General features: G+C 54.1%; 11 protein-coding genes and 2 pseudogenes. 7 read left to right on the top strand and 6 right to left on the bottom strand.

The window, feature by feature from the left end:
• Positions 1–270: 270 nt before the first annotated feature.
• The 3 genes from efeB to efeU are packed head-to-tail and all read right to left on the bottom strand — an operon-like array spanning position 271 to position 3,561.
• Complete coding sequence (gene efeB, locus ENTMO_RS0109050) at positions 271–1,554, bottom strand: iron uptake transporter deferrochelatase/peroxidase subunit (RefSeq protein ID WP_010429545.1); 1,284 nt, start codon at positions 1,552–1,554, stop codon at positions 271–273.
• Between the two features lie 5 nt (positions 1,555–1,559).
• Positions 1,560–2,687: an iron uptake system protein EfeO gene (gene efeO / locus ENTMO_RS0109045; RefSeq protein ID WP_010429542.1), complete on the bottom strand. Its 1,128-nt coding sequence runs from the start codon at positions 2,685–2,687 to the stop codon at positions 1,560–1,562.
• Between the two features lie 40 nt (positions 2,688–2,727).
• Positions 2,728–3,561, bottom strand: a complete 834-nt coding sequence (gene efeU, locus ENTMO_RS0109040) for an iron uptake transporter permease EfeU (RefSeq protein ID WP_010429539.1) — start codon at positions 3,559–3,561, stop codon at positions 2,728–2,730.
• Positions 3,562–3,812: 251 nt separating this feature from the next.
• On the opposite strand from efeU, the gene ENTMO_RS0109035 reads away from it, so the two are divergent.
• Entirely contained in the window at positions 3,813–4,997 is a 1,185-nt protein-coding gene (locus tag ENTMO_RS0109035; RefSeq protein ID WP_010429536.1) for a NupC/NupG family nucleoside CNT transporter, read from the top strand.
• Between the two features lie 81 nt (positions 4,998–5,078).
• On the opposite strand, the gene ENTMO_RS0109030 is transcribed toward ENTMO_RS0109035, so the two are convergent.
• Together ENTMO_RS0109030 and putP are read right to left on the bottom strand one after the other, a co-directional pair.
• The gene (locus ENTMO_RS0109030; protein ID WP_010429533.1) at positions 5,079–5,498 is read right to left on the bottom strand and encodes a DUF3574 domain-containing protein; all 420 of its coding nucleotides are present in this window, start codon (positions 5,496–5,498) and stop codon (positions 5,079–5,081) included.
• Between the two features lie 115 nt (positions 5,499–5,613).
• Positions 5,614–7,122 carry a sodium/proline symporter PutP gene (gene putP, locus ENTMO_RS0109025; protein WP_010429531.1) on the bottom strand — a complete coding sequence of 503 codons (1,509 nt, stop codon included), beginning with the start codon at positions 7,120–7,122 and terminating at the stop codon, positions 5,614–5,616.
• A gap of 422 nt (positions 7,123–7,544) precedes the next feature.
• On the opposite strand from putP, the pseudogene putA reads away from it, so the two are divergent.
• Both putA and ENTMO_RS0109015 read left to right on the top strand, forming a co-directional pair.
• A pseudogene (putA, locus tag ENTMO_RS23990) lies at positions 7,545–11,508 on the top strand (trifunctional transcriptional regulator/proline dehydrogenase/L-glutamate gamma-semialdehyde dehydrogenase).
• A gap of 51 nt (positions 11,509–11,559) precedes the next feature.
• Complete coding sequence (locus tag ENTMO_RS0109015) at positions 11,560–11,952, top strand: lysozyme inhibitor LprI family protein (protein ID WP_010429528.1); 393 nt, start codon at positions 11,560–11,562, stop codon at positions 11,950–11,952.
• 53 nt (positions 11,953–12,005) lie between these two features.
• On the opposite strand, the gene rutR is transcribed toward ENTMO_RS0109015, so the two are convergent.
• On the bottom strand, positions 12,006–12,644 hold the full coding sequence (gene rutR / locus ENTMO_RS0109010; RefSeq protein WP_010429525.1) for an HTH-type transcriptional regulator RutR: 639 nt from the start codon (positions 12,642–12,644) through the stop codon (positions 12,006–12,008).
• A 649-nt stretch (positions 12,645–13,293) separates the two neighbouring features.
• Here rutR and ENTMO_RS0109005 point away from each other — a divergent pair.
• The 4 genes and pseudogenes from ENTMO_RS0109005 to ENTMO_RS26505 form a co-directional block, all read left to right on the top strand.
• Entirely contained in the window at positions 13,294–14,811 is a 1,518-nt protein-coding gene (locus tag ENTMO_RS0109005) for a hypothetical protein (protein ID WP_202795936.1), read from the top strand.
• A 178-nt stretch (positions 14,812–14,989) separates the two neighbouring features.
• Entirely contained in the window at positions 14,990–15,607 is a 618-nt protein-coding gene (locus ENTMO_RS26100; RefSeq protein ID WP_157133711.1) for a hypothetical protein, read from the top strand.
• Positions 15,608–15,922: 315 nt separating this feature from the next.
• A complete protein-coding gene (rutA, locus tag ENTMO_RS0109000) occupies positions 15,923–17,014 on the top strand; it encodes a pyrimidine utilization protein A (RefSeq protein WP_010429516.1) in 1,092 nt (363 codons plus the stop codon).
• A pseudogene (locus tag ENTMO_RS26505) lies at positions 17,014–17,132 on the top strand (pyrimidine utilization protein B); the annotation flags it as partial. The gene rutA and the pseudogene ENTMO_RS26505, both read left to right, overlap by 1 nt.

Genomic DNA, 17,132 nt, shown 5'->3' with positions numbered 1-17,132 from the left:
GTGCTGCGGTTGTTATGTTTACCTTGTCCAGTACAGGACCCAACCATTCGCGATCTCCATAGTGATTCAGCATCACTGCCGGGAACTACCGCTGTCTTATCTTAAGTACATCAGGAGTTATCATAAATGCAACATTTATTTTACCTGAATGCAACTTTTAAGACTGCACCTGCAGTGGATTCAGTCTTATATAGAAATATTACAGAAATATAACAACAAGATAGTCATATGAAAAAATAATGTCCCCGCGAACTATCGCAGGGACGATTATCAGGCTTCGATCAGCCCTTGAGCGAGGTACGCGTTCTGGTCGCGCGGGCCAGGCAGGGCAAAGAAATAACCGCCGCCGATGGGCTTAATATACTCTTCCAGCGCTTCGCCGTTTAACCGCTTCTGTACGGTGAGGAACCCTTTCTCCAGATCGTGCTGATAGCAGACAAACAGCAGCCCCATATCAAGCTGACCAGAGTTGGTGACGCCTAACGAATAGCTGTAGCCACGACGCATCATCAGGCTCGACTGCGTCTCTTTGGTGCGCGGGTTCGCAAGGCGAATGTGGCTGTCGAGCGCGATGGTATTCCCGTCAGGATCGCTCGCGTAGTCCGGCACATCGTGCTCGTGCTTCATGCCCAGCGGTGCCCCGCTCTGCTTGTCGCGGCCAAATATGGTCTGCTGCTCTTTCAGCGGCGTGCGGTCCCAGAACTCCACGTGGAACTGAATAATGCGTACTGCCTGGTAGCTGCCGCCCACCGCCCATGCCGGTTCGCCCTGATCCGCCGTCACCCACACCACGTCTTTCATCAGTGCCGCATCGCTGCTGTTCGGGTTGGCCGTGCCGTCCTTAAAGCCCAGCAAGTTCACCGGCGTCTCTTTGCCTTTGCTGCGGGCAGCGTGGTCAGAGATAAACCCTTCCCGCTTCCAGCGCACGCTCAGCAGATCCGGCGTGTGCTTGATGATATCGCGCAGGGCGTGGATCACCGTGTCCTGGGTATTGGCGCAAATCTGCAGGAGCAGATCGCCGTGGCACAGCGCCGCGTCGAGGGAGTCATTTGGAAAGCGCGTCATTTTTTGCAGCGCTTTCGGCTTCTGTTTTGCCAGGCCGTAGCGGTCATCAAACAACGACTCGCCCACCGAAACGGTAATGGTCAGGTTATCCGGGGCGATAAACGCCCCGAGAATACCGGAGTCCATCGGCGGCAAACGCGGATTTGGCGTTTCCGGTGCCGGACCGCCCGCGGTGAGAAACGCAATACGCGTCGTCAGCAGGCGGAACAGACGCACCAGATCGGCTTTATCGCTGGCCAGCGAATCAAACGCCACCAGCATCATGGAGGCCTGCTGCGGCGTCAGAATGCCCGCCTGATGCTCGCCATAAAACGGCTGCGTCTCCATGCGCGCATCCGGCGACAGCGTGCCGGGAGCACTCTGCGGTTTAGCCGCATGCGCCACCGGACAGCCGCCTGCCAGGGCAAGCGCGCCGCCCAGCGCCCCTACCCCTTTTAACAAACGACGTCGGGAAGGTTCCGCCACGTCGTGCTCGTCATGCTTGTTCATCGTGCTTAGTCCAGACCCAGAACGCCGCGCAGCAGGGAGAGATCTTCCGCCAGGGTGGTAATCGGGCCTTTCAGCGCGTTACGGTCAGCGTCGGTCAGTTTGTCATAGGTTTCGAACCCGTCTTTGGTGCGGTACTTCGCCAGGATGGTGTCGACTTTTTTGAAGTTGGCATCCACTTTGGCCAGCAGTGCGCTGTTCTCTTTTTGCAGTTGAGGACGCAGCAGATCGACAATTTTCTGCGCGCCGTCGACATTGGCCTGGAAGTCCCACAGGTCGGTGTGGCTGTATCGATCTTCTTCACCGCTGATTTTGCTTGCAGCCACTTCTTCAATCAGACCGGCCGCGCCGCCAACCACTTTCGACGGCGGGAAGGCCAGCTCGCTGATGCGCTTTTGCAGCTCCAGCACGTCGCCGTTCAACTGCCCGGCGTATTTCTCCATCCCTTTGGTGGAGTTGTCGCCAAACAGGGCTTTTTCCAGTCGGTGGAAGCCGGTAAATTTCGGATCGGCGGCCTTCTGCTCGTAATCGTCCTCACGGGCATCGATGCTACCATCGAGGTCAGAGAACAGCTCGGCAATCGGCTCGATGCGCTCGTAGTGCTGACGGGTTGGCGCGTACAGGGATTTCGCTTTTTCGATATCCCCGGCTTTCACCGCATCGGTAAAGGCTTTGGTGCCCGCAACCAGGTCCGCCGTCTCTTTGGTAACGTAGGCTTTATAGGCGGTGATGGCCTCGCCCAGGCTCAGCAGCGCTTCGCCTTTCGCGGCATCCTTCGTGGCGTTGCCCTTGACGATCAGCTTACCTTTCGGATTGGTCAGCAGGCCGCAGGTCATGTCGTATTCACCCGGCTGCAGGTTGGCGGTCATCTTCTGGCTGAAGCCAGGGGCGATGTTTTCACGCTCTTCCACCGCCATTACACCTTTGAGGATCTCCCACTCCAGCGCCTTCTGGCTGTGGTTCTGGATGATAAACTGGGTTTTGCCGCTGTTGACCGTGATGGTCATCGGCTCGCACTGTTTATCATTGACGGTCACTTTGACCTGAGGAACATCAGCGCCCCAGGCAGAGAATGAAGAAGCGAACAGCGCGGCAATGCCTGCGCATAACGCACTACGACGGAACTGAATTGCCATGACTCTTCCCTTTAAAAGTATGTTGTAACTAAATTACACATTACGGCGCAACGCGCGACGTCTGGGTGCCGGTACGCGGCGGCATAGCGAACAGCACCAGCGCCGGAACCAGATAGATAAAGTACATCGCCACTTCGCTGACGCTCGGCGTTTCCTGATAGCCGAAGATACCTTCAAGCAGGGTACCGGTCAGTGAATGGGTGGAGAGAACGTTGCTGAGATCGAACGCCACGTCCTGGAAGTGGTTCCAGGGGCCCGCCTCGTGGAAGGCGCGTATCGCTCCTGCCGCCAGCCCTGCCGCCACCAGCAGAATAAACAGGCTGGTCCACTTGAAGAAGGCGCCCAGATTGAGACGAATGCCGCCCCAGTAGAGCAGAAAGCCCAGCACAACCGCGGTTGCCAGCCCGAGCATCGCGCCAACCGGCGGCCAGATACCGACATCCTGTTGAAAGGCCGCCAACAGGAAGAAGACCGATTCCAGCCCCTCACGCGCAACGGCAAAAAAGACCATCAGGATCAGCGCCCAGCCGTGGTTGTTCCCCTTCTGCAGGGCATTGTCTACCGCCTGCTCCAGCTGCACCTTCACGTTGCGGGAGACTTTACGCATCCAGAACACCATCCAGGTGAGGATTACCACCGCAATCACGGCGACGATCCCTTCGAAAAGCTCTTGTTCTTTCTGCGGGAATTCGCCGGTGGTTTCATTGATGAGGATACCCAGGCCCAGGCAGAGCGCCGCGGCAAGGAAGACGCCAACCCACATGACGCCAATCCAGCGTCCGCGCTGGGTTCGCTTCAGATAGCTGGCGATAAGGCTGACAATCAGGGCCGCTTCAAGGCCTTCACGTAACATAATGAGAAATGGAACAAACATGCCGACACCTTAAATGTTTATCGCGGTCAACTGATGCAAAGAAAGGTAAATTCTTGTGATAGTGATTATCATTACGGCAAGAAGAAAAACAAGCGAAATATGTGGCCTTTTGATGACGAGTTGTAACCGCATCGCAGGATAATAATTCCATCCGTTACGATTGCGTTTATAAGTTATAACGAAAATGCCCATTTACGGTTAATCAGCGCTGTGGCTAAATATCCACCTCGAAAACTAACTGAAAATAAACCATGTTTAAGATTATCCATTTCCTGCTGGCGCTGGTGATTATTCTTGCGCTTGCCTGGCTGGTGAGTTTCGACCGCCGAAAAATTCGCATTCGTTTTGTTGTACAGCTGATTGTTATTGAAATCGCGCTGGCATTCTTTTTCCTGCACGCAGAAAGCGGTCTGTTTATTATTAAATATGTCTCCGGTTTCTTTGAATCGCTGCTTAAATTTGCGGCCGAAGGGACGAATTTCGTCTTTGGCGGAATGGGTGAAAAAGGGCTGGCATTCATTTTCCTCGGCGTGCTGTGTCCGATTATTTTTATTTCCGCACTGATTGGTATTCTTCAGCACTGGCGGATCCTGCCAATTTTTATTCGCGTCATCGGGACAGTGCTGTCAAAACTGAACGGTATGGGCAAGCTGGAATCCTTTAACGCGGTAAGTTCGCTGATCCTCGGTCAGTCGGAAAACTTCATTGCCTACAAAGGCGTGCTGGGCGATCTCTCCTCACGTCGTCTCTTCACCATGGCGGCCACGGCCATGTCGACGGTCTCCCTGTCGATAGTCGGTGCCTATATGACCATGCTCGACGCCAAATTTGTCGTCGCGGCGCTTATTCTGAATATGTTCAGCACCTTTATTATTCTCTCCGTCATCAACCCGGTGCGCCCGGAAGCGGAGCCGGATATCAAGCTCGAAAAGCTGCATGAATCGCAAAGCTTCTTTGAAATGCTCGGCGAGTATATTCTGGCCGGTTTTAAGGTGGCGATGATTATTCTGGCGATGCTGATTGGCTTTATCGCGCTTATTAGCGCCGTTAACGCCCTCTTCTCCAGCGTATTTGGCATGAGCTTCCAGCAGATCCTGGGCTATGTGTTTTATCCCCTGGCCTGGCTGGTGGGGATCCCGCTGAGCGATGCCTTAAACGCGGGCAGTATTATGGCAACCAAGCTGGTGGCGAATGAATTTGTGGCGATGATCGAGCTGCAAAAAATCGCCCATCAGATGTCCCCTCGCGGGCTGGGTATTTTGTCCGTCTTCCTGGTGTCGTTTGCTAACTTTGCCTCAATCGGTATCGTCGCCGGGGCGATTAAGGGCCTGAACGAGCAGCAGGGCAACGTGGTATCGCGGTTTGGTCTGCGTCTGGTGTATGGCGCGACGCTGGTGAGCCTGCTGTCGGCGAGCTTTGCGGGGTTGGTGTTGTAAGTTTTGTGCCGTTTGTGCCCGGCGGCGCTTCGCTTGCGCGGGCCTACGATACAACAACGGCGGGTTATCCCGCCGTTTTCATTAAAACTGCACGCACACCGGCTGGTCGACCCGCATCACCGACTCCTGCGCGAAGCGTGATTTATAAATCCCGCGTAACGCTTCGATGTTCTTCTCGCTCTGCGCATCTTTACCGTGGATCAGCATCAATGCCTTGCTCGGCTCACGCGCCACTTTCCCGTCGTTCCCCAGCCACTGCCCGCGCGCATCAAATACCGTTAAGCCATCGCGAAAACGCGGCGTCACGTCCTGGTCAACAAACTGCTGCCATTCGTTGCCGGTAATCTGCGCCCCGGCCGGACGATTCAGTCCGAAATAGAGCGTGGTTTGCTGCATCTGGTTATCCGCTTTGCAGGTCTCTACCGCCGCATGTTGCGATGGCGCGTTGCAGCCCGCCAGCATCAATAATGCCGCTGCCATTACCCCTGTTTTGATGGTCATGCTTCGCTATCCTCATTGTTATAAGCACATGGATATCACAGGAAAATACGGATTTTGGCAAGAAAAAAGCCGGGTGCGCTTTCGCTTACCCGGCCTACGGTGTTACGTGGGAAAATTATTCTGCCTGAAGTTTAGACGGTGGCGCAGTGTGGTAGTGCGCGTCGGCTTCAGCAAAGCGTTTCTGCATAGAGGCTGACGGTGCTTTACCCAGCAGGCTGAACACCACGATACCGATACTGCCGAAAATGAAGCCCGGAATGATTTCGTACAGGCCCAGCCACGCGAACTGTTTCCAGACGATAACGGTAACCGCACCGATGATCATCCCCGCCAGCGCACCGTTACGGGTCATACGTGACCACATGACGGAGAACAGCACGACCGGACCAAATGCCGCACCGAATCCCGCCCAGGCATAGCTCACCAGACCCAGTACGCGGTTATTCGGGTTGGCCGCCAGCGCGATGGCAATCAGCGCCACCACCAGCACCATAAAGCGCCCTACCCAGACCAGCTCTTTCTGGCTCGCGTTTTTACGCAGGAAGGCTTTGTAGAGGTCTTCGGTGATCGCACTGGAGCAGACCAGCAGCTGGCAGCTCAGGGTGGACATCACCGCCGCCAGGATTGCAGAGAGGAGAATACCGGCAATCCACGGGTTAAACAGAATCTGCGCCAGCTCGATGAACACGCGCTCGGCGTTCTGGTTCACCGCGCCCGCCTGCGCCGGGTTGTTGTTGAAGTACGCGATACCGAAGAAGCCGACCGCACACGCCCCTGCCAGACACAGGATCATCCACGTCATGCTGATGCGACGGGCATGAACGATGGTGTGGTGAGAATCCGCCGCCATAAAGCGCGCCAGAATATGCGGCTGACCGAAGTAGCCCAGGCCCCAGCCCATCAGGGAGACGATGGCAACGAAGTTCAGTCCTTTCAGCATGTCGACGTTTTCAATGCTCTTCTGCTTGATCACTTCCAGCGAATCACCAAAGCCGCCAACGGTGAAAATCACAATCACCGGGGTCAGGATCAGGGCGAAGATCATCAGGCTCGCCTGCACGGTGTCGGTCCAGCTCACGGCCAGGAAACCGCCCACAAAGGTATAGAGGATGGTCGCCGCAGCACCGGCCCACAGAGCGGTTTCATAGCTCATGCCGAAGGTGCTTTCGAACAGGCGCGCACCGGCCACGATGCCGGAGGCACAGTAGATGGTGAAGAACAGCAGAATAACCACCGCGGAGATAATGCGCAGAACGCGGCTGTTATCTTCAAAGCGTCCGGTGAAGTAATCCGGCAGTGTCAGGGCGTTATTATTGGCCTCGGTATGTACGCGCAGACGGCCTGCCACCAGCTTCCAGTTGATCCACGCGCCGACGGTCAGACCGATGGCAATCCAGCTTTCAGAGATACCGGAGATGAAAATCGCGCCCGGCAGGCCCATCAACAGCCAGCCGCTCATGTCGGAAGCGCCCGCAGAGAGCGCGGTCACCATCGGGCCTAAACTGCGTCCGCCCAGAATGTAGTCGTCAAAGTTCTTTGTTGAACGCCATGCCAAAAACCCTATCAGGATCATGCCAAATATATAAACGAGAAATGTCACCAGCATCGGTGTGCTAATAGCCATTCAAATTCTCCAAAATGTCGAGCGACAACCATCCGGGCTGCCTTGTTATATGATCACCGGAACGAGGTGAATGTATCTTGTGTTTCTGTTGGGCGCGCTATCCTGCCGTATGCGCATCCCGCTGACAAACGATTTAACACTGCATTTACATCAATTTCATCCCTGGTTTGATACGAGTTTCCTATAGGTTGCACTCGCTCACGCTTTTACGGGTTGCACCTTTTAAAAGTGTTAACTCCCGCATAAAAACAGGCTTCCCGCCCAAAAGCCAGTGCGTTTTTCCAGCTAACCATTCGTTAACAATCCATTCATTTTCCGGGTTGCAAACCAGGTCACATTTAACACGGTTGCACAAAGTTGCAACATGGGGGATATTTCACGCTAACGACCAAACACGATGAAAGAACAACAGGAGCTTTGGCATGGGTATGACCACCATGGGGGTTAAGCTGGATGACGCCACCCGCGAACGGATTAAGACCGCAGCAACCCGCATTGACCGCACGCCGCACTGGTTAATTAAGCAGGCGATTTTTAACTATCTTGAAAGGCTCGAGAGCGATGAAGGTCTGCCGGAACTGCCTGCCCTGCTGGCCGGTGCAGCGAACGAAAGCGAGGAAGCGCCAGCCGCTGGCGACGAGAACCATCAGCCGTTCCTCGAATTCGCCGAGCAGATCCTGCCGCAGTCCGTCAGCCGTGCCGCCATTACCGGCGCCTACCGCCGCGCCGAAACCGACGCCGTGCCAATGCTGCTGGAGCAGGCTCGCCTGCCGGAAGCCATTGCCGCGCAGGCGCACAGCCTGGCGTATCAGTTAGCCGACAAGCGGCGCAACCAGAAAACCGCCACCGGCCGCGCCGGGATGGTTCAGGGTCTGCTGCAGGAGTTTTCCCTCTCTTCACAGGAAGGCGTGGCGCTGATGTGCCTGGCGGAAGCGCTGCTGCGTATTCCGGATAAAGCCACCCGCGACGCGCTGATCCGCGACAAGATCAGCAACGGCAACTGGCATTCCCACATTGGCCGCAGCCCGTCGCTGTTCGTCAACGCCGCGACATGGGGCCTGCTGTTTACCGGCAAACTGGTCTCCACCCATAACGAAGCCAACCTCTCCCGCTCCCTGAACCGCATTATCGGTAAGAGCGGCGAGCCGCTGATCCGCAAAGGCGTGGACATGGCGATGCGCCTGATGGGCGAGCAGTTCGTCACCGGGGAAACCATTGCCGAAGCGCTGGCGAACGCCCGCAAGCTGGAAGATAAAGGTTTCCGTTACTCCTACGACATGCTGGGCGAAGCGGCGCTGACCGCCACCGACGCGCAGGCCTACATGGTCTCTTACCAGCAGGCGATTCACGCCATCGGTAAAGCGTCCAACGGTCGCGGTATTTACGAAGGCCCGGGCATCTCCATTAAGCTTTCCGCTCTTCACCCGCGCTACAGCCGCGCGCAGTACGACCGGGTGATGGAAGAGCTCTACCCGCGCCTGAAGTCCCTGACCCTGCTGGCGCGCCAGTATGACATCGGCATTAATATCGACGCCGAAGAGGCCGATCGTCTGGAGATCTCCCTCGATCTGCTGGAAAAACTGTGCTTCGAGCCGGAGCTGGCAGGCTGGAACGGCATCGGCTTCGTGATCCAGGCTTACCAGAAGCGCTGTCCGTTCGTCATTGATTACCTGATTGACCGGGCAAGCCGCAGCCGCCGTCGCCTGATGATCCGTCTGGTGAAAGGTGCCTACTGGGACAGCGAAATCAAACGCGCCCAGATGGAAGGTCTGGAAGGCTATCCGGTCTATACCCGCAAGGTTTACACCGACGTCTCTTACCTCGCCTGTGCGAAAAAGCTGCTCGGCGTGCCGAACCTGATCTATCCGCAGTTCGCTACCCATAACGCCCACACCCTGGCGGCAATCTACAGCCTGGCGGGACAGAACTACTATCCGGGCCAGTACGAGTTCCAGTGCCTGCACGGCATGGGTGAACCGCTGTACGAGCAGGTCACCGGTAAAGTGGCAGACGGCAAGCTGAACCGCCCGTGCCGCATCTATGCCCCGGTGGGAACCCACGAAACCCTGCTGGCATACCTGGTGCGTCGTCTGCTGGAAAACGGCGCGAACACCTCCTTCGTTAACCGCATCGCCGACACCACCCTGCCGCTGGACGAGCTGGTTGCCGATCCGGTGCAGGCCGTAGAGAAGATGGCGGCGCAGGAAGGCCAGATTGGCCTGCCGCATCCGAAGATTGCCCTGCCGCGCGAGCTGTATGGCGCAGGCCGCGTCAACTCGGCGGGTCTGGATCTCGCCAACGAACATCGTCTGGCGTCGCTCTCCTCTGCCCTGCTCAACAGCGCATTGCAGAAATGGCAGGCGAAGCCGATCCTGGAACAGTCCGTTGCTGACGGCGAAATGCAGCCGGTCATTAACCCGGCAGAGCCAAAAGATATCGTCGGCTACGTGCGTGAAGCCACCGAAGCGGAAGTTGACCGGGCGCTGGAAAGCGCGGTGAATAACGCCCCAATCTGGTTCGCCACGCCGCCGCAGGAGCGTGCCGCCATTCTGGAACGCGCCGCGGTGCTGATGGAAGATCAGATGCAGTCGCTCATCGGCATTCTGGTGCGCGAAGCGGGTAAAACCTTCAGCAACGCCATCGCCGAAGTGCGCGAGGCCGTCGATTTCCTGCACTACTACGCCGGTCAGGTACGCGATGATTTCGATAACGAAACCCACCGTCCGCTGGGTCCGGTCGTATGTATCAGCCCGTGGAACTTCCCGCTGGCGATCTTCACCGGCCAGATAGCCGCCGCGCTTGCCGCAGGCAACAGCGTGCTGGCAAAACCGGCAGAGCAGACCCCGCTGATTGCCGCACAGGGTATCAACATTCTTCTGGAAGCCGGCGTGCCTGCGGGCGTGGTTCAGCTGCTGCCGGGCCGCGGTGAAACCGTCGGCGCCAAACTGACCTCCGATAACCGCGTGCGCGGCGTGATGTTTACCGGTTCGACCGAAGTAGCCTCCCTGCTGCAGCGCAACATTGCTACCCGTCTGGATGCGCAGGGTCGTCCTACTCCGCTCGTCGCGGAAACCGGCGGGATGAACGCCATGATCGTTGACTCCTCGGCGCTCACCGAGCAGGTGGTGGTCGACGTGCTGGCCTCTGCGTTCGACAGCGCCGGTCAGCGCTGCTCCGCATTGCGCGTGCTGTGCCTGCAGGACGACGTCGCGGATCACACGCTGAAAATGCTGCGCGGCGCGATGGCCGAATGCCGTATGGGCAACCCGGGCCGTCTCACCACCGACATCGGGCCGGTGATCGACGCGGAAGCCAAAGCCAATATCGAAAACCACATTCAGACCATGCGCGCGAAAGGCCGTCCGGTGTTCCAGGCGGTGCGCGAGAACAGCGAAGATGCCCGCGAATGGCGGACCGGCACCTTTGTGCCGCCAACGCTGATTGAGCTGGCAAGCTTCGACGAGCTGAAAAAAGAGGTCTTCGGTCCGGTACTGCATGTGGTGCGCTACAACCGTAACAACCTGAACGAGCTGGTTGAGCAGATCAACGCCTCCGGCTACGGCCTGACGCTCGGCGTGCATACCCGTATTGACGAAACCATTGCGCAGGTCACCGGCAATGCCAAAGTCGGCAACCTGTACGTCAACCGCAACATGGTTGGCGCGGTCGTGGGCGTGCAGCCGTTTGGCGGTGAAGGTCTCTCCGGCACCGGTCCGAAAGCGGGTGGCCCGCTCTACCTGTACCGTCTGCTGGCTAACCGTCCGGAGAACGCCCTGGGCGTGACCCTGGCGCGTCAGGACGCACACTATCCGGTGGATATACAGGTGAAAACCCGTGCTGACCCAGCCGCTGGAGGCGCTGATCGCCTGGGCGGAAAAGCGTCCCGAACTGCGTGCCGTCGCCCGGCAGTACGGCGAACTGGCGCAGGCGGGCACCCAGCGTCTGCTGCCGGGTCCAACCGGCGAGCGCAACACCTGGAGGCTGATGCCGCGCGAGCGCGTACTGTGCGTGGCCGATAACGAGCAGGACGCGCTGGTGCAGCTGGCTGCCGCAATGGCAACCGGTTGTGAAGTGCTGTGGCCGGAAGATGCGCTGCATCGCGATCTCGCCAAACAGCTGCCGAAAGCGGTCTCGGCCCGCATTCGCTTTGCGAAGGCCGATGCGCTGCTGACGCAGCCGTTTGATGCAGTGATCTACCACGGTGATTCCGACCAGTTGCGCGAACTGTGCGAGCAGGTTGCGGCCCGCAGCGGTGCCATCGTTTCCGTGCAGGGCTTTGCGCGCGGGGAAACCAACCTGCTGCTGGAGCGTCTGTACGTTGAGCGCTCGCTCAGCGTCAACACCGCGGCGGCGGGAGGTAACGCCAGCCTGATGACAATCGGCTAACGCTGTGCTAATAAGGCTCCGGAGACGGAGCCTTATTTTATTGGGGAGTGTATGAAACGATATCTTATCGCAGGCGCAGCACTGCTGCTCAGCGCCAGCGCGCTGGCCGACGAGTGCGACAAAGCGACCACCCAGCTTGAACTGAATACCTGTAGCGCGCAGCAGTACCAGGCTGCCGATAAAAAGCTCAACCAGACGTATCAGGCCGCCATCAAACGCGCGGCAGCCCCCCAGCGCGACCTGCTGAAAAAAGCGCAGCAGGCGTGGATTACCCTGCGCGATGCGGACTGCGCGTTTATCGGTTCGGGGACGGAAGGCGGAAGCGTCCAGCCAATGATTGTTAACCAGTGCCTGGCGGAGAAAACGGTCGAGCGCGAAGCGTTTCTGGCCTCGCTGATGCAGTGTGAAGAGGGCGACTTAAGCTGCCCTCGCCCTCCGGGCTGACAAGGCACGGAACTATTCCCTCTCCCTGTGGGAGAGGGTTAGGGTGAGGGAAACTAGCGCACACGGATCCCTTCGATAATCATCCGCTGCACGTTATCCAGCGTACTCTGGAAAAACGCCTCGTCCTGAAGCGTTTTGCCGGTCACTGCTTCAACCTGGGCCGCAAAATCAGCGTAATGCTGGGTGGAGGCCCAAATCATAAAGATCAGATGATGCGGATCGACCGGGGCCAACTTTCCGCTGGCGACCCATCCGGCGATAATGGCCGATTTATCGTCCACCAGCTGCTTTAAATCTCCGGTGAGTTCCGCCTGCAACAGCGGCGCGCCCTGCAGCATCTCAAGACAGAATAGCCTTGATGCCTGCGGGTAATCGCGCGACACCTCCAGCTTCAGGCGAATATACTCCTTGATCGCCACCAGCGGGGCCAGCTCTGCGCGGAACGCTTTCAGCGGCGCCAGCCAGATATCGAGGATCTGCTGCATCACCGCAATATAGAGCGCCTCCTTCGACGGGTAGTAGTAGAGCAGATTGGTTTTGGATACCCCGGACTGCTCCGCCACCTGCTCCAGGCGCGTGCCGTGGATGCCAAATTGCGAAAACGTATCCAGCGCCGCGCTCAGAATAGCCTGCTTTTTCGCACTCACCGCCTGTGAACGTTTACCCGGTGTTTTCACTGCGCCTTGTGTCATTCCCGCTCTCCTTATTGGTTTGCCATAGCATAGCAAAAGCCCTGCTTTCTCTCGACATTTTGGGGTGCAGGCTCTGAGCAAAATCGAAAAAAGACAAGCTGTTGTGGGAGTTCAGGTGCGAATGCTGTTACCCCTTCTTTATCGCTGACTACTCGGTCCTGTAGACGGTCCGCTTAGTGCCTGGTGCGGTTGCTAAAACTATATGAACCATAAATTTTTTTAGAAACAGACTGATGTTTTTTTCAATACACCATTTATTCATTTGGAGAATGAATCTATTGTTAAAGCTTTCTATTCTACCAAAGTAAAATCAATAAAATCCTGAAAGAGTTTAATGCCATGAAATTAAACACCACAATAAAAATAAAACTCAGTATTTTAATGTTATTTTCATTTCTAACCGGAAATCACTGGAGTTGTTTTTAAGCAGGTCTAAGTTTAATGAAGTTACCTACTCGAACTTGAAGCACTGTGCTTTTATGATTAGAAAACTATTTGATGGGGGGCATGAGAACAAATCACATTTATTCTTTAACACATTGAATTGTTTTTAAGTGATATTAAGGTATTTTTATAAATAGATTCTATTGTTTATGAATTATTGCATTCAAAAAAATTCAAATCACAGCACTTGATTGGGTAAAAGCACATGAAATTATCAAAAATTTTCACCATCATGTTTTGTTCTGCTGCCAGCAGCTGTAGCAATGCTGATACGGTAATGGCTCCTTATGAAAAAAAACTTGAGCTCAATGACTCAACCACTCGAAGTTTTCATTCAATGTTATATTATCCTTCAGGTATAGCCCTTCACAGCCCCGGATATATCATTGGGGTTGAAAAATCACCAAAAGGAATTATTGGCGGACCAAGTGAAATAAAACCACTTACAAAATACAATATAAAATCCATGTTTATCTCTCATATCATAAAAAATGACTTTAATATCATAAATGAAAAATCAGTCACTCCTTATATTACTAGTAATTACTGTTTTGTTTATAACTCCTATATATCAAAAGAGTTGGTTGATAAATCAAATGTCGACATAGCTAAAATAAGCGGGTGGAATGCATGTGACATTTCAAGTTCGATTAAAGATGCAAATGACGCTAAATTATACTCATTTTATAAAAATAGTGACGTTGGGCTTACTGCGCTTAAAAGCAATCTCAAGCATGATCTTAAAAGTGGCGGTTATAGCCATATCCTGATCATCGTCATGGGTTGGAATACGTCTCAAAGTGACGCAATTCGTAATTTTAATGACATTACTGGAAATATAATAACAGCCTCTCTTGAACAACAGGATGATGTTAAAGAAAACCCTTCAAGTCCCGCAAGTAACATGCTAATTCCCAGAGTACGAGTAATAAAGCCCTCCGAAAAAAATAACCTTTCTTTTAGGCCGCTCGTAATTGGTATTACCTGGCCTTCATATTGGTCCACTAGACTTGATAATGTTGCTAGTTACCTAAACAAAGCAAACGATGCGGACGAACTGGGTCTCATCTGGCTCAATAAAATTATCAATCAAACTATACCTGAGAGTATGAGCGAATCAGGCATCAAACTTCCTGTCATCGCCATTGGTCATAGTTTCGGTGCTCGCGCTATGACTCGAGCGCTATTTAGCAGTCCATTAATAAAAAATGACACAACGGTCTCGAGCCCTGTAAATTTAGCTGTGTCATTGCAGGGTGCCATGAGTATCAACAGGTTCTTTCCAGGGTTAAGTGAAGAAGGAGCGCCATACAGAGATTACATGAGGTTGGGTAATACTAAATTAGTATTAACAGCATCGAAATTCGACTCAGCAGTAAAATTTGCGAAATGGACTGACCCTGCAGGAGCAGTGAAAAGTTATGTGAAAGCTTGTACGCAACCAGTTTACTCGGGAACATTTCACTGTATGACTGCCTCAGATACATCAGCTACAGAAAAAAAAGGTAAATTTTCACTATGCAACCGTGGTGATACATCAGAAAAATGTATAAATCCTCTTAACGGTATTAATGGGGCAAGAGTTATTGATTACATTGATACATCAAACGGAATTACACAATACAATTCCTTTGGAACAGGTGGGGATGCTCATAGCGATATCTATCGATTACCTATGGGTCGGTTGTTGTGGAGACTCATCCAGGCTTATGCAATGAAATAAAAACGTTGGCTAACTCCGTAACATGTTCAGCCATCAGGGTCCCTCAATGGTGAATAAAGATTGAACCCATTTAATTAACTACAACTAATGTGCTAGTGAATAATTTTTTTGAATGGCTATAGTTATGTGATATAGAGACCGCCTGTTATTTTAATTATCATTTTGATTGGAGTCACCCATGTCGACTTACTTTTGCTTTTATTTACGCATTCTCTCAGACTCAAACAAATTAATTTCTCCCTCTATTGTTTTGGCTAGTTTAATTTTAAGTGGGTGCACCTCAGAGGCACCTAAGGAAACTGATATTTTAGCGATTACCAATCAAGCTTCATATAATTGCGATGATTATAAGGATGCTAATGGAATTTTACACCACAGAGATAGCAATTGCAGAGTGCAAGGTAAATTAATTTTAACCAATCCTATGAAAAATTTATCTTATGTCCTCTACCGGAAGGGTGATACAGCACACTTTGAACCAGTACTTTGTACTCTTCCATCTCAAGCTGCAGAAGCATTAAAAAAAATCCGCAATACAGAAGCTACAATCACCGTACCGAAAGTATCTATTACAGGGAAACGTAATGCTCAAGATACTTCTGATGTGGTTGTTCTGAATAAAGACGATGAAATGTCATCGGCTTTATTTGTATTATCGTCTAGCTTCTCGCTATGCATGGCTTATGGTTCAAATGCCATAGACCAAAATGCCTACGCACAACTATTCTCTAAAATATTAGATAATGCTATCAAAGGTAAGGAGACAGTGGTTAATGCTAAACCAGCAACTAAGTAAAGACGTTTTTATACCTGAAGCCACAATAAACGCTAACCTGCAATCCCGGCCCGCACAGGGATCGTGCTGCACTGCCCTCACCGACCCTGCACCGCCATCGCGCACCGTTGCCTGCTTTGTGTGCATTTCTTTTGACCATTTAGTCCACTTTATTTACACCCAATTCACCAACCCCTAATTAACACATTAATAACAAAGCAATTTTAAAAACTGGCATCCCCTTTGCAAATCCCTTTTCACGAGGCTGAACAGGATATGCAGGATGCAGCGCCACGTCTGACTTTCACCCCACACTGAAATGAAGAGAGGTTCGTGATGAAAATTGGCGTATTTGTACCCATCGGCAACAACGGCTGGCTTATCTCGACCACCGCACCGCAATACATGCCGACCTTTGAGCTGAATAAAGCTATCGTGCAGAAAGCGGAGCACTACCATTTCGACTTTGCGCTTTCGATGATCAAGCTGCGCGGCTTTGGCGGCAAAACCGAATTCTGGGATCACAACCTGGAGTCCTTTACCCTGATGGCCGGGCTGGCCGCGGTCACCTCGCGGATCCAAATCTACGCCACCGCCGCCACCCTCACCTTACCGCCAGCGATCGTAGCGCGCATGGCCTCCACCATCGACTCCATCTCCGGCGGGCGCTTTGGCGTCAACCTGGTCACCGGCTGGCAAAAACCCGAATACGAGCAGATGGGGCTCTGGCCGGGTGACGACTACTTCTCGCGTCGCTACGACTACCTGACCGAATACGTGCAGGTGCTGCGCGATCTGTGGGGTACAGGCAAAAGCGATTTCAAGGGTGACTTCTTTACCATGAACGACTGTCGCGTCAGCCCGCAACCGTCGGAGCCGATGAAGGTGATTTGCGCCGGGCAGAGCGACGCGGGGATGGAATTCTCCGCCAAATACGCTGACTTCAACTTCTGCTTCGGTAAAGGCGTGAACACGCCTGCCGCCTTCGCCCCGACTGCCGCGCGCATGAAAGAGGCGGCCGACAAGACCGGACGCGACGTGGGCTCCTACGTGCTGTTTATGGTGATCGCCGACGAAACCGACGACGCCGCGCGCGCGAAATGGGAGTGCTATAAGGACGGTGCCGACGAGGAGGCCCTGAGCTGGCTCACCGAGCAGAGCCAGAAGGATACCCGCTCCGGGGCGGATACCAACGTGCGCCAGATGGCCGACCCCACCTCTGCGGTCAATATCAACATGGGCACCCTGGTCGGCTCTTATGCCAGCGTGGCCAGAATGCTTGACGAAGTGGCGGCCGTACCCGGGGCGGAAGGCGTCCTGCTGACCTTCGATGATTTCCTGACCGGCGTGGAGACCTTCGGCGAGCGCATCCAGCCGCTGATGCAGTGCCGCGCCCACATCCCTGCCGTCACGAAGGAGGTGGCGTAATGACGACCCTTAACGCACGCCCGGAAGCCATCACCTTTGCGCCGGAGCAGAGCGCGCTGATCGTGGTGGACATGCAAAACGCCTACGCCAGCCAGGGCGGCTATCTGGACCTGGCAGG

The organism is Enterobacter mori LMG 25706, assembly GCF_000211415.1.
GTDB classification, from domain to species: domain Bacteria; phylum Pseudomonadota; class Gammaproteobacteria; order Enterobacterales; family Enterobacteriaceae; genus Enterobacter; species Enterobacter mori.
This window is presented reverse-complemented; position numbering and strand designations above follow the sequence as displayed.

Excerpts from the sequence above, each read along its gene's own strand:
- ENTMO_RS26100 (WP_157133711.1), top strand. The coding sequence starts at position 14,990 with ATGTCGACTTACTTTTGCTTTTATTTACGCATTCTCTCAGACTCAAAC.
- ENTMO_RS0109030 (WP_010429533.1), bottom strand. The coding sequence starts at position 5,498 with ATGACCATCAAAACAGGGGTAATGGCAGCGGCATTATTGATGCTGGCG.
- efeU (WP_010429539.1), bottom strand. The coding sequence starts at position 3,561 with ATGTTTGTTCCATTTCTCATTATGTTACGTGAAGGCCTTGAAGCGGCC.
- ENTMO_RS0109005 (WP_202795936.1), top strand. The coding sequence starts at position 13,294 with ATGAAATTATCAAAAATTTTCACCATCATGTTTTGTTCTGCTGCCAGC.
- putP (WP_010429531.1), bottom strand. The coding sequence starts at position 7,122 with ATGGCTATTAGCACACCGATGCTGGTGACATTTCTCGTTTATATATTT.
- ENTMO_RS0109015 (WP_010429528.1), top strand. The coding sequence starts at position 11,560 with ATGAAACGATATCTTATCGCAGGCGCAGCACTGCTGCTCAGCGCCAGC.
- ENTMO_RS0109035 (WP_010429536.1), top strand. The coding sequence starts at position 3,813 with ATGTTTAAGATTATCCATTTCCTGCTGGCGCTGGTGATTATTCTTGCG.
- efeB (WP_010429545.1), bottom strand. The coding sequence starts at position 1,554 with ATGAACAAGCATGACGAGCACGACGTGGCGGAACCTTCCCGACGTCGT.
- efeO (WP_010429542.1), bottom strand. The coding sequence starts at position 2,687 with ATGGCAATTCAGTTCCGTCGTAGTGCGTTATGCGCAGGCATTGCCGCG.
- rutA (WP_010429516.1), top strand. The coding sequence starts at position 15,923 with ATGAAAATTGGCGTATTTGTACCCATCGGCAACAACGGCTGGCTTATC.
- rutR (WP_010429525.1), bottom strand. The coding sequence starts at position 12,644 with ATGACACAAGGCGCAGTGAAAACACCGGGTAAACGTTCACAGGCGGTG.